The organism is Coleofasciculus sp. FACHB-712 (genome assembly GCF_014695635.1).
Classification (GTDB): Bacteria; Cyanobacteriota; Cyanobacteriia; order Cyanobacteriales; family FACHB-T130; genus FACHB-T130.
Map to the genome: position 1 here is coordinate 1 of NZ_JACJOQ010000215.1, position 12,057 is coordinate 12,057.

General features: G+C 48.5%; 12 protein-coding genes and 1 tRNA gene. 12 read left to right on the top strand and 1 reads right to left on the bottom strand.

Features of this window, described 5'->3' with window-relative positions:
* Together H6F50_RS06110 and H6F50_RS06115 are read left to right on the top strand one after the other, a co-directional pair.
* Positions 1-495 (top strand): inorganic phosphate transporter (locus H6F50_RS06110; RefSeq protein WP_190427478.1); only part of this gene is annotated, 495 nt, incomplete at its 5' end.
* A gap of 640 nt (positions 496-1,135) precedes the next feature.
* A complete protein-coding gene (locus H6F50_RS06115; protein ID WP_190427481.1) occupies positions 1,136-2,893 on the top strand; it encodes an EamA family transporter in 1,758 nt (585 codons plus the stop codon).
* Between the two features lie 304 nt (positions 2,894-3,197).
* On the opposite strand, the gene H6F50_RS06120 is transcribed toward H6F50_RS06115, so the two are convergent.
* Positions 3,198-3,282, bottom strand: a tRNA-Ser gene (locus tag H6F50_RS06120).
* 63 nt (positions 3,283-3,345) lie between these two features.
* On the opposite strand from H6F50_RS06120, the gene H6F50_RS06125 reads away from it, so the two are divergent.
* The 10 genes from H6F50_RS06125 (at position 3,346) to H6F50_RS06170 (ending at position 11,907) form a co-directional block, all read left to right on the top strand.
* Positions 3,346-3,714 carry a 2Fe-2S iron-sulfur cluster-binding protein gene (locus tag H6F50_RS06125; RefSeq protein WP_190414758.1) on the top strand — a complete coding sequence of 123 codons (369 nt, stop codon included), beginning with the start codon at positions 3,346-3,348 and terminating at the stop codon, positions 3,712-3,714.
* Between the two features lie 52 nt (positions 3,715-3,766).
* Positions 3,767-4,261 carry a thermonuclease family protein gene (locus H6F50_RS06130; protein ID WP_242028920.1) on the top strand — a complete coding sequence of 165 codons (495 nt, stop codon included), beginning with the start codon at positions 3,767-3,769 and terminating at the stop codon, positions 4,259-4,261.
* Between the two features lie 60 nt (positions 4,262-4,321).
* Positions 4,322-5,146: an inositol monophosphatase family protein gene (locus H6F50_RS06135; protein WP_190427486.1), complete on the top strand. Its 825-nt coding sequence runs from the start codon at positions 4,322-4,324 to the stop codon at positions 5,144-5,146.
* Between the two features lie 113 nt (positions 5,147-5,259).
* On the top strand, positions 5,260-6,234 hold the full coding sequence (locus H6F50_RS06140) for a J domain-containing protein (RefSeq protein WP_190427489.1): 975 nt from the start codon (positions 5,260-5,262) through the stop codon (positions 6,232-6,234).
* Positions 6,235-6,374: 140 nt separating this feature from the next.
* A complete protein-coding gene (locus H6F50_RS06145) occupies positions 6,375-7,598 on the top strand; it encodes an ATP phosphoribosyltransferase regulatory subunit (RefSeq protein ID WP_190427493.1) in 1,224 nt (407 codons plus the stop codon).
* Between the two features lie 178 nt (positions 7,599-7,776).
* Positions 7,777-8,001 carry a 4Fe-4S dicluster domain-containing protein gene (locus tag H6F50_RS06150; RefSeq protein ID WP_190414753.1) on the top strand — a complete coding sequence of 75 codons (225 nt, stop codon included), beginning with the start codon at positions 7,777-7,779 and terminating at the stop codon, positions 7,999-8,001.
* 90 nt (positions 8,002-8,091) lie between these two features.
* On the top strand, positions 8,092-8,820 hold the full coding sequence (locus tag H6F50_RS06155; RefSeq protein WP_190427495.1) for an ABC transporter ATP-binding protein: 729 nt from the start codon (positions 8,092-8,094) through the stop codon (positions 8,818-8,820).
* Positions 8,821-9,198: 378 nt separating this feature from the next.
* Positions 9,199-9,690 (top strand): M67 family metallopeptidase, encoded by a 492-nt coding sequence (locus tag H6F50_RS06160; protein WP_190427498.1) that lies wholly within the window; start codon positions 9,199-9,201, stop codon positions 9,688-9,690.
* Between the two features lie 98 nt (positions 9,691-9,788).
* Complete coding sequence (gene moeB, locus H6F50_RS06165) at positions 9,789-10,961, top strand: molybdopterin-synthase adenylyltransferase MoeB (RefSeq protein WP_190414751.1); 1,173 nt, start codon at positions 9,789-9,791, stop codon at positions 10,959-10,961.
* Positions 10,962-11,259: 298 nt separating this feature from the next.
* Complete coding sequence (locus tag H6F50_RS06170) at positions 11,260-11,907, top strand: hypothetical protein (RefSeq protein ID WP_190427502.1); 648 nt, start codon at positions 11,260-11,262, stop codon at positions 11,905-11,907.
* The last annotated feature ends 150 nt before the right edge of the window (positions 11,908-12,057 follow it).

Here is a 12,057-nt window from a genome sequence, read left to right on the forward strand (position 1 = left end):
GTTGCCTTTGCCCACGGTTCCAATGATGTTGGCAACGCGATCGCTCCCTTAGCGGCGATCGTTTATATCAATCGCACAGGTTCCGTTCCTATCACTGGCTTTAGCATTCCCCTCTGGATTCTAGTATTGGGCGGTGCCGGTATCGTTGCCGGTCTTGCCGTCTGGGGCAAAAAAGTCATTGCGACAATTGGAGAAGGCATTATTGCCCTCCAGCCGAGCGGTGGATTCTGCGCCGAACTCGCAACCGCTACGACCATCTTGCTTGCTTCCCGGCTCGGCTTGCCCGTCTCCACCTCCCACGCCCTTGTCGGTGCTGTGGTTGGCATTGGTGCAGTCAAAGACTGGAAATCCATCCGGTTCCAAACGCTGCAATCGATTGGACTCGCTTGGCTAATTACCCTTCCCATTAGTGCGGGTTTGGGGGCAATTATCTTTCTAGTTATCCGTCAGATAGGGGGACAATTCGGAATTTTCCACTTGATGGATTCAATTTAAAACTTTACATCCCCTCTCCGGTTGCCCGATTGGGATACACTCTTTCTGGAAGGAGTTTCTAGGCGGCGGCTGCTACCCTGTTGGGGAAAATGCGTCCGCGTCCAAAAACTCGATCCTAAATGCCAGCGATCAATTGGCTTTCAGGCAGGGAGACACGGCGCTGTTTCATCCGCGTATTACAAAGCTCAAACCTCTGCTTCTAAACGTGGCGCGAACTTTCTTCCCCCTTTTATTGGGGCTTTAGGGATCAAAATATTAGACTTCTTGCAAAAGTTGTCTGAACCCTCCAAAAGTCTCTCGCTCGCGGGAAGAAGAAACTCCCTCTTTGTTCTTCAATATGTCGAGGGAGGATAGTGTCTAAGTAGTTTTTCTTGCAGTCACTGCAAGATTCAACAGTCTAGAACAAAATTAAATTCACCAGAAAAATCTCTTAAAAATCACCAGAATTTTGGAGTAATCTGTCAGGATTGATGACAAAACATTAAACACTTTCCTTCATCAGAGAAACAACACCTAGTTGAGCAAAATCACATCCATCAGAAAGTGTATCTGCCAAAATATCAGAAATACTAACAAGACTTAAGTAAACTAAGTTAAAACTACACTTCGTTATAGCCAATCGTACCGAGGTTATACGCTAATGGGGCAACTGGACAATCTACCGGAAAATCACAACACCGGAAATGCTACGGCAACAGAGGCTCTTTTGAGGGCGATGACGCAGGAACTTGAGAACCTGAAGCAAAATCTCATCGTCCAGTTGAATCAAGACGTTGAGCGACTCCAGGCTGAGAAATCCCGGTTGGTCGATGAGATCAATCATCTACAAGCTCAGCGTCAGCAATTACCCTCGTCCCAAAGCTCTCTGCCTCAAGAACAAATTGATCAGGATCAGCAGCAATATTTAGTTGGGCAACTCACCCAAGCGATCGCAGAACACCTGCAAGATCTGCTGATGCAACGGCTGTCCCAGCAACCAGGTAGCTCCTATCACCCGCTGGGTGGCACTAGCAGCGCCAATTTGCCGCCCTCGGCAAATGACTACAACGACAGTGCCTACCGAATCCTCTCTTCCTTGGATACAACCCTAAGAACGACTTTTAAAACACTGCAACAAGACATCAGCAGCTATCAAAGTTCGTTCTCCCAGCAGCTGTCGCGGATGCACGGCTTGGAGCAACAAGGAGAAGCAATTTTAGAAACTCTCGTCAATCGCCTGCACGAACAACTGCAAGCAGAAAGCGATGCGCTGCCATTAGTACCATCCGAGTCAGAGGTGGGAGGACAAGCTTATAGCGATCGCAAACAGCCTCCAGAAGCGAATGCGATTCCGTTCTCGGTTCCGGCTGCCCCGTTACCACCGCCACGCCAACCTAAACCAAGCTCCCAAGGTCAGTTAGGGTTATTGTTGATTTTAATTTCTACCGTGGCGCTGTCGGTTCATAACGTGGTTGTCCAAATCATTGGCAGAGAAAGTCAAATTTTTAACTTGTTTTCCTTGGGAGGATTCATCAAGCTAGGTTTGGGCAACTCGCTGTTAATTTTGTGGTTCCGCATGATGGTGGTGCTGCCTTTAATGGCTTTACTTGCCATCGTTCTCTATCCCAACGTGTGGAGGGATATTAAGAAGTTTTTATTAGATCCAGACCGGCGCGGACTTTTAACGGTAGTCGGGAGTGGCTTCTTCCTGTTTTTGTCGCAAGTGCTGATTTATATCGCCATCCCCCAAATTGGCCCAGGGGTTGCAGTGACAATTCTGTTTATGTATCCAATTATTACAGTCCCGCTGGCGTGGCTGTTTTTTGGCGATCGCCCCACCTTCCTGCGCGTTGGAGTGATGTGCACGATTTCCTTGGGTGTTATCCTCGCAGCTTGGCCTAAAATCTTCCCGGCGGTTAATAGTGGGGTGGCAAGCATTTCTGGGGTGGGAGTTGGCACCGCCGCCGCCTCAGGAATCGCCTTTGCCTTCTACCTGATTTTTATGCAGCTTGGCTTTCAAAAGCTTCACCCCGTCCCCGTCAGCTTGGTTCAGTTTACAACCATCTTTGTCCTGGCTAGCATCAGTCTGATGTTGCCATTACCAGAAAATTTGGCTGTTCAGGTCATCCCGGATAAGCGCCTGGGTTTGATTATCGGCGGCGTTGTCTTGGGGATATTAACTCTAGCGGGCTATTTGTTAAATAACTTTGGCGTTCGCTTCTTGGGTGCCGCACGAGCCTCGATTATCGCTTCTAGTGGCCCTGTGTTAACAGCAGTTTTGGCATTTTTGATTATTCCGAGCGCTCAGAATGCTTTACAGCCGATATCAATTTTCGGCATCGTACTGGTGACGCTGGGAGTGTTTGCCCTAAGTTTTGAGCGGCTGCTGGTTCAAAACAAGGCGCAACCCGCAAAATAAACGATCCTGTTGGTTACTTGATTCGTCTTAGGGTGGGTAATGCTCACCCTTTTTTTATTGTTTGTTATTGGGCACTTCTAATTTATTCAAAAGGCGCGATCGCGTCTTTCTCTCTAGTCAAATTTGAATCCGATCGCTCTTACCCCACCAACGTCAACACTCCTGCTGCAAAATCAAATACCAATCGCTTTTTCTGCTGGGGATTCACGCGCTGATAATCAGGCGAGCGACAAAAATAACCATCGCCCCAGAAGAATCTTCTGGGGCGATTAGCCTTACAGCATTGCTGAGTCTTGATTTTAAACGGAGAGGGTGGGATTCGAACCCACGTTAAGTTGCCCTAAACAGCATTTCCAGTGCTGCGCCTTCAACCACTCGGCCACCTCTCCAGAGGTTTATTTATTTTGAAATGTGCAACTCAAAGCTGCGATTTTTAATAATACACTAAAACTATGACGAATTACCACACCATTCGGATACGCAATCGCCAAACCGGCACTCACCATGACCTTCAGGTGCCAGAAGATCGCTATATCCTATCTAGCGTCGAGCATCAGAGCGTCGAGTTGCCTTTTTCCTGTCGCAATGGCGCTTGTACCACCTGTGCCGTGCGCGTCCTCTCAGGGGAAATCCATCAGCCAGAAGCAATGGGGCTTTCTCCGCAACTGCGCGACAAAGGCTATGCTCTACTATGCGTAAGTTATCCTCGCTCCGACTTGGAAGTAGAAACTCAGGATGAGGATGAAGTTTACGAACTCCAGTTCGGTCGCTATTTTGGCAAGGGCAAAGTCCGTTTCGGTTTACCTCTGGATGAAGAATAACCAAAGGCGATCGCGAAAAACAAAAAGGCAAAAGAATTTTCTCTTTTGCCTTTTGGCTTTTGGCTTTTGGTTTTTCTTGGTCGGTTGCCAAGTGAAAGAAGTTCCGACAGGCGTCACCGTGAAGGTGGAGCGGGTTGTCACCGGACAAACCCTGGAAGTGCTGGATACCAGCAAGCAATCCGCTTTGGTAGAGCGAGTGCGGCTGCTGGGAATCGAGGCACCCGACATGAAACAGCAGCCTTGGGGATCGGCGGCTCAAGAGCGGCTCAAGCAGTTGATTGGCGGACAATCCGTTTTGTTAGAGTCGGATGGATCGAGCAAAGACCAGTTTGAGCGCCGGTTAGCTTATGTGTGGAAAGATGGGGTATTGCTGAACGAGCAGATGGTGGTAGAAGGGTATGTGTTTGTACCGCGATCGCTCAACAACAAATATGACCAACGGCTCACCACCGCTCAAGAATATGCTCGAATTATGGGCAAGGGCATTTGGAACCCAGAAAAACCCATGCGCTGGACTCCAGCAGAGTTTCGGCGTCAAAATCGCTAACGGCTCATTGCGAATGGCTAATTATTCATTGTTCAATGCCATTAGCTATTAGCCACAAATATGACACACCATACCCCTGACCAACTGCAAATTTTTCTAGATATTGCCACCGAGGCGGCGCTAGCTGCTGGTGCCGTCTTGCAAAGCTACTGGGGCAAATTAGAAGCCGTTGAAGAAAAAGGACGTCCAGGCGATCTCGTAACCGAAGCAGATAAAGCCGCCGAAGCCACCATTCTTTCAGTCATCAATCGCCATTTTCCCCACCATCAAATCCTGGCAGAAGAATCCGGGCAACTGGGAGATACTAACAGCGAATACCTCTGGGCAATCGATCCCCTAGATGGCACCACAAATTATGCTCATCAGTATCCCTTTTTCTCCGCCTCAATCGGGTTACTGATTGACGGAGTTCCCCAAGTCGGTGTCGTTTACGATCCATTTCATCAGGAGTTGTATCGGGCTGCCAAAGGCTTAGGAGCCACTTGCAACCGGAGGAGCATCCGAGTTTCCAAAACAGCCGAGTTGAGCAAAAGCTTGCTTGTCACCGGCTTTGCTTACGATCGACGCGAAACCGCAGACAATAACTACGCTGAATTTTGTCACCTTACCCATCTCACTCAGGGTGTCAGGCGCAGCGGTTCCGCATCCATCGATCTCGTGTATGTTGCCTGCGGACGCCTGGATGGTTACTGGGAAAGGGGTTTACAGCCTTGGGATCTGGCAGCCGGAGTGGTAATCGTGGAGGAAGCCGGGGGCAAAGTCAGCGCCTATGATGGGAGTCCTTTAGCGATTCATTCCGGTCGGATTTTGGCGACAAATGGTTATCTACACCCACAGCTCAGTCAAGAACTTTTGCAAATTACACCTCTAAGTAGATGGCAATAAGTAGATGGCAAAGTGCTAAAAATCAGGCTTCTCTGTAAGCAAGGTCACACATAGGTTTCGCAAGGGAAGTATATTAGAAAGAATATTCGGCTCTGACGGTGGGACAGCGGGCTATGTCATTTCGGATCGACCGTGGACTGTTCAAGTTTGATTTCACAGACCACCACGCAATTTTAGGGGTGCCAGTAGATGCAGGCGTCAATGACATCCGCAAACGGTATCTCAAAATTGCCCGGAGATTGCATCCGGATAGTTGCAAGGCTGAAAACGAAGCAGAAAAACAGCGTGCCAGCCAGATGTTGTCAAAATTGGTAAATCCTGCCTACGAGCAACTGTCTCAGGATCGCACGCGGGCAGAATACGTCGTTATGGTCGGGCGCATGGGTAAGCGCTTGGCTGGGGAAGGGGCGAACGCTCAACCCCAAGGTGAAACCGCGAAACAGTTAGCTCAAGCGGGGGGCGATTTAGAGCATTCCTATAAAACGGCACTGCAAAAGCTAGCACAAACGCAATATGAATCTTTGAGCCAAGTCCTAGAAGTGACGGCTCAAATCAGCGAACTGAATATGGTTTATCTGAGGCGGAAGGGGGGTTCTGGGGTAGCAACCCCGATGATGTCAGATAAACGTCCTGTCACGGGGGCTGCTGGCGGAAATGCATCGCCGCCCCCACCGCCGCCCCCACCGCCACCAACACCAACACCATCATCAGTGGCGGAACCCTATTTCCGTCGTGCTGATGAGTTGATAACGAAGAACCAGTTTGCGAAGGCGGAGATAGAGTTGCGGGAAGCCCTGAAAATGGAGCCGAACAATAGCCGTTGCCATAGCTTATTGGGGATGGTTTATTTGAAGCAAACTCCGCCTAAGGTGACAATGGCGAAGGTACATATCACCCAAGCTTTGAAATTAAACCCTCAAGATCCGATTGGGATAGAGGGCAAACAGGCACTAGACAAGCTGGCACAAAAAGTTGCGGGTGGCAAGACAACGACGCCGCCTAAGCCAGGGCAGGGCAAGCCAGGGCAGGGCAAGCCGGAGGATAAGTCTGGAGGCGGTTTATTTGGTATGTTTGGTAAGAAGAAATAAGAAAGCGATTTCTTCGATTAGCAACTCGGCTATTAGATGTTTGGAAGTTCTCGGTGAGAGCTAGAGTCAAACCGTCAACTCGCTAATCGTGAATACTTCGCTTGAAAATCGCTTGTCAACTAACAAAAAACAACGACTGAATGGTTTATCAACCCCCGGCAGGCGCGAGGGATTTGCTGCCTCTCGATGTCGCTCAAAAAAGCTGGATTGAAGATCGGTTGCAGCAGGTGTATCACCGCTGGGGCTATCACCGGATTATCACCTCCACTCTAGAGCGGTTGGATACTTTGATGGCAGGCGGAGCAATCCAGCGCTCCACAGTGATTCAAATCCAGGATGCTGAGGAGGGGACGCTGGGACTGCGCCCAGAACTGACGGCTTCGATCGCCCGTGCATCTGTGACGCGGATGGCTGGTGTTACTTATCCGCAACGCCTCTACTACAACGCAAATGTATTCCGCCGTTCGCAGGGCAGCAATTACGGACGTCAGCAGGAATTTTACCAGGCAGGGGTAGAGCTGTTGGGTGCGGGGGGTGTCTTGGCAGATGCAGAGGTGCTGTTATTGCTGGGAGACTGTCTGAAGTGTCTGGGGTTAAGCCAGTGGCAGGTAATTTTGGGAGAAGCAGGGTTAACGCGATCGCTTTTTTCCCCGTTTCCAGTTCATCTGCAAGAAAAAGTGCGACGGGCGATCGCGCATCTCGATCGAATCGCACTGGAAACTCTGCCCCTTTCCCCCGAATTGCGAGAACGAGCTTTATTTCTATTTGAGCTGCGGGGACATCCTGCTGATGTGCTGCAACAAGTTTCCACCCTAGATTTAGCAGAATCTGAGCGGCAAACAGTCAATACTCTGAAATCCCTGATCGATCTTCTCAATGAAGGCTGTTCCCATCAGCAAAGCTTCCCCGTAACTCTGGATCTCAGCTTGATCCAAACCTTTAACTATTACACCGGCATTGTGTTTGAAGTCGTTAGCGATACAGACACTCAAGCACGGGTTTTAGCCCAGGGTGGACGCTATGACCAACTGCTGGGACTCTATCATCCCCAGGGGCAAACTTACCCCAGTATTGGCTTTGCGCTGAATATTGAAGACTTATATCAAGTCTTGCTCTCGAAGGCTGGGATGCCCCGCGAAACGCCCGCGAGTGATTGGTTAGTCGTTCCTTCATCTCCCCAAGCCTATCTGGCAGCGTTTGCCTACGCCCAAACCCTGAGAGATTCTATTCATCTAGTACGGGTGGAAATGGATTTAGGGGAGCGATCGCCTGAAGATGTGCGAGAATATGCCCGTAGCCGTCACATCCGTCGCATTGCCTGGGTGGAAGCTGAGGGTGCTACTAAAATTGAGACGCTGAGTTAGATTTTTTAACGCAAAGGTACGCGCAGAGGTACGCAAAGGGGAGGCGATTTTTCTTGCAAAATTTCACCTTTATTTGCATACTTTTGCATTTAAAAAGTCTCGTTTCAGCTATCAGCTTTCAAAAGACTTTGGTAGGCTATAGAAGCAGCCGTCTGCCAATCCCAAGAGAGAGAACACTGTGCCGCATACGATTGTTACTAATACCTGCGAAGGCGTCGCTGATTGTGTCGATGCCTGCCCTGTTGCCTGTATTCACGAAGGACCTGGCAAAAACACGAAGGGGACTGACTGGTACTGGATTGATTTTTCCACTTGCATTGACTGCGGCATCTGCCTGCAAGTCTGCCCTGTGGAAGGAGCAATTGTCCCCGAAGAACGCCCCGATTTGCAAAAGACGCCTTAATTGTTGAGAATTCAGGGTTCATGATTGATGCAGAAATTGCAATAAATCATGAACCATAAATAATAAATATTAAATAATAAATTAGAAATAATGACGAATGAACCTTTATTAGAAGTTGAAGATGTTTGGGCGGGATATGTCAAAGATTTAGATATCCTTCAAGGGGTTAATTTCAAGATATATCCGGGTGAATTAGTTGCCGTAATTGGCCCTAATGGTGCCGGGAAATCAACATTAGCAAAGACTATCTTTGGACTTTTAAGCCCTCATAAAGGCAAAATTACTTTCAAAGGCGAAAATATTGCTGGCTTAAAGTCGGATCAAATTGTTCGGCGGGGAATGTGCTACGTGCCCCAAATCTCGAATGTGTTCCCATCGCTGACGGTGGAAGAAAATCTGGAGATGGGCGCGTTTATTCGCAATGTCCCTTTGCAACCGCTCAAAGATCATATCTTTGCCACCTTTCCGGTTCTGGCTCAACGGCGGCATCAGCGGGCTGGAACTCTTTCTGGGGGAGAACGGCAGATGCTGGCGATGGGAAAAGCTTTGATGTTGGAACCTACTCTGTTGCTGCTGGATGAACCTTCGGCGGCGCTGTCTCCCTTATTGGTCAATAACGTTTTTGAGCAGATTCAAGCGATTAATCAAACGGGCAAAGCAATTGTCCTGGTGGAACAAAATGCCCGGAAAGCTTTAGGCATGGCACACCGGGGTTATGTGCTAGATACAGGACGAGATCGCTTCACAGGTCCCGGCTCCGAACTCTTGAACGATCCGAAGGTAGGAGAACTGTATCTGGGCGCAGGTAAAGCTCACTGACGCATTGAGCGATCGCTGCTAAAAATTAAAGAAATTGGCACTATACAAATATTGTTCGCTTTGGTACTATATTTTTTATAATTGGAATCTATGCGCCCATATATATTGCTGAAATTTAGAACAATACAATTAACTTCTGGAATTTTACAGCAACCCTCCGGAAATTAAAAATATTTTTGATTGAATTCCCGATAAAATTTGTCGTTTCAATCTCAACGAATTGATAGACAAGGCAGCAGCGAGAAGAGAGAAGATTTTCTTCAAAATTCCTATAGAAGCAAGGCTGTTGTGAAAGAAAAGCAGATAGTCAGACAATCAAAACGAGAGACATCTGTGGCATACAATAGTTCCACGTCTCGCGCAGGATGATTTGGCATCTTGGCAGTATTAAAACTCCACCCTCACCATTTGCAAGCCATCCGCACCCATGCCGAAAGCACCTATCCCGAAGAGTGCTGCGGCTTACTGCTGGGTAAACTGGCGGAAGATGGCAAAACCGTAGTGGAAGTTATGCCAACCGAGAACAGCTGGAATGCAGAAGCAGTGGAAGCATTTCAAGAGATTGAAGGTTCCGCCAAACTGGGTTCAGATAAGCGAGACAGATACGCGATCGCTCCCGAAGATATGCTGAAAGCACAAAAGCAGGGACGCGATGCTTCGCCCAGCCCACTAGATATCATTGGGATTTACCACTCCCATCCCGACCATCCAGCAATTCCTTCGGAATTCGATCGGGCGTGTGCCTGGTCAGTGTACTCGTATATTATTGTCTCTGTTCAACAAGGTAAAGCTGGCGCTCTCCGCAACTGGAGTCTCGACGACGCCCACCAGTTCCAGCCTGAAGAAATGATAATTGTTGAAACAACCTAAATTACAAACTTAATTTTAAAAACGATTAAGACCCAAGGATACAAAGACTATTGTATTTTTGGTAGGCTGTTAACTCTGTCTGCCCTCACTAAAAGGCCATGCTCAATCCCAATCTGGATGAAATCCAGCTTTCCAAAGAAGAATACGAACGCTACTCTCGCCACCTAATCCTGCCCAAAGTTGGACTGGAAGGGCAAAAACGCCTCAAAGCCGCCAGTGTCCTGTGTGTTGGTACAGGTGGACTGGGTTCGCCCCTGTTGCTGTATCTCGCAGCTGCTGGTATCGGACGCATCGGCATCGTCGATTTTGATGTCGTTGATAGTTCCAACTTACAACGGCAAGTCATTCACGGCACCTCTTGGGTAGGGAAACCCAAAATTGAATCGGCAAAAAACCGGATTTTAGAAATCAATCCTGATTGCCAAGTTGATTTGTACGAAACCCGCCTGAGTTCAGAGAACGCCCTGCAAATCCTTGAACCCTACGATGTTGTCGTAGATGGCACCGATAACTTCCCCACACGTTATCTCGTTAATGATGCTTGCGTGCTGTTAAACAAGCCCAACGTCTACGCCTCCATCCTCTTTTTTGAAGGTCAAGCAACGGTATTTAACTACGAAGGGGGTCCCAATTACCGCGACCTCTATCCGGAACCGCCACCACCCGGATTAGTTCCTTCTTGTGCTGAAGGAGGCGTTCTCGGCGTTCTGTGCGGCGTGATTGGCACCATCCAGGCAACTGAAGCGATCAAAATCATCTTAGGTCAGGGGAATACCCTGAGTGGGCGGTTGTTGCTGTATGACGCCTTGCAAATGAAGTTCCGGGAACTGAAACTGCGTCCGAACCCGGAAAGACCAGTCATTGACAAATTAATTGATTACGAAGAATTCTGCGGTATTCCACAAGCAAAAGCGGAAGAGGCAAAACAGCAGATGGAAATGTCAGAAATGACGGTTCGGGAATTGAAGGAATTGCTCGATAGCGGTGCAAATGATTTTGTCCTGCTTGATGTTCGCAATCCTAACGAGTACGAAATTGCTAAAATTCCGGGTTCCGTTTTGGTTCCGTTACCAGATATTGAAAATGGTGCGGGTGTCGCCCAAGTGAAGGAATTGCTCAACGGTCATCGCTTGATTGCCCACTGTAAGATGGGTGGACGTTCGGCGAAGGCGCTGGGTATTTTGAAACAAGCTGGAATAGAAGGCACCAACGTCAAAGGCGGAATTACCGCTTGGAGTCGAGAAATTGACCCTTCGGTGCCTGAATACTAAAAAGGTTACAGCTTTGAATTTAGTAACCTTTAATAGAGGCGTTCTGTGAGAACGTCTCTATTTTTCTAGATTTGATTCTAGATTTGATTCTAGATTTTAACTTGCTAACTTCTTGGGTGCAGATGTGGGGTTTGATTGTTATTCGCTTTTGGAGTGCGATAGCAAAGCGCCGACCTGTCGGTTCGCTTCCCCAATCGCATTTTTAGTTGCAGCCGATAACATTAGACTGAGTGCAAAGGTGCAAACTGCTACCAATGTCCAAGTAGGATAGCTTGTGACCTACTTATGTAGAACTATCATGCAAAACAAAAGTAGCGAACGAGCCTTGTCTCGTTCCCGACGATTATCCACGACTGGGCTAGCCTTTACCGCAGGATTATTTGCGATCGCTGTTGAGACCGTTCCTGCCACCGCCACCCATTTCAGCCCCTTTCAATACTGCGCTGCCGAATTAAGGGCGGTTGGTATCTCTACAGAACTCTCTGCCTCTAGCTGTTCGGATGCCCTCAAACCGACAGATTTATCCGCTTGCGTGTTTAATATTAACCGAGAAACTCAGATTGCCTCACAAGATGCTCTGGCTGCCTGTCTCCGGGTGCGACGTCCCATCGAGTTAGGCAGGTGCGTGATTAATATTTCCCAAGATACCAAAAACCCGCCATTGCTTGAGGTCCTCGAATCCTGTCGTCGTAGCCTCCTACCCATCCGCTTTGCTGAATGCGTTGTTGGCTTGAATCGTCAGTTAGAGATTTCTGCCACTAAAGCGCTGGATACCTGCATTTCCGCAGATAATTTGCCCCGCAACTTATCTCCCACCTTTGCGCCACCGCCACCCGCAAAGCCGACGCCTGACTTTACGCCGCCACAGGCACCTCTTCCTCAGTTGTCACCTTTGCCCAATTTGGAAGCAGAACCCGTTGTTCCGGCTGCGCCGGTTAATCCTTAAATGGTAATCGGTAATGGGTAATCGGTAGTGGGTAATGAGTAAAAGGTAAAAAGTTTATCGCGTCTCTACAACTCAAAATTCAAAACTCTTATTACCCATTACCTCTCCCAAGTCAGCCGGTGTGTTGCAATTAAATAAGAGCGATCGCTC

What these genes read in the sequence shown, in the direction of transcription:
- H6F50_RS06115 (WP_190427481.1), top strand. Translation starts at nt 1,136, where the DNA reads ATGGGGCAACTGGACAATCTACCGGAAAATCACAACACCGGAAATGCT.
- H6F50_RS06125 (WP_190414758.1), top strand. Translation starts at nt 3,346, where the DNA reads ATGACGAATTACCACACCATTCGGATACGCAATCGCCAAACCGGCACT.
- H6F50_RS06135 (WP_190427486.1), top strand. Translation starts at nt 4,322, where the DNA reads ATGACACACCATACCCCTGACCAACTGCAAATTTTTCTAGATATTGCC.
- H6F50_RS06140 (WP_190427489.1), top strand. Translation starts at nt 5,260, where the DNA reads ATGTCATTTCGGATCGACCGTGGACTGTTCAAGTTTGATTTCACAGAC.
- H6F50_RS06145 (WP_190427493.1), top strand. Translation starts at nt 6,375, where the DNA reads ATGGTTTATCAACCCCCGGCAGGCGCGAGGGATTTGCTGCCTCTCGAT.
- H6F50_RS06155 (WP_190427495.1), top strand. Translation starts at nt 8,092, where the DNA reads ATGACGAATGAACCTTTATTAGAAGTTGAAGATGTTTGGGCGGGATAT.
- moeB (WP_190414751.1), top strand. Translation starts at nt 9,789, where the DNA reads ATGCTCAATCCCAATCTGGATGAAATCCAGCTTTCCAAAGAAGAATAC.
- H6F50_RS06170 (WP_190427502.1), top strand. Translation starts at nt 11,260, where the DNA reads ATGCAAAACAAAAGTAGCGAACGAGCCTTGTCTCGTTCCCGACGATTA.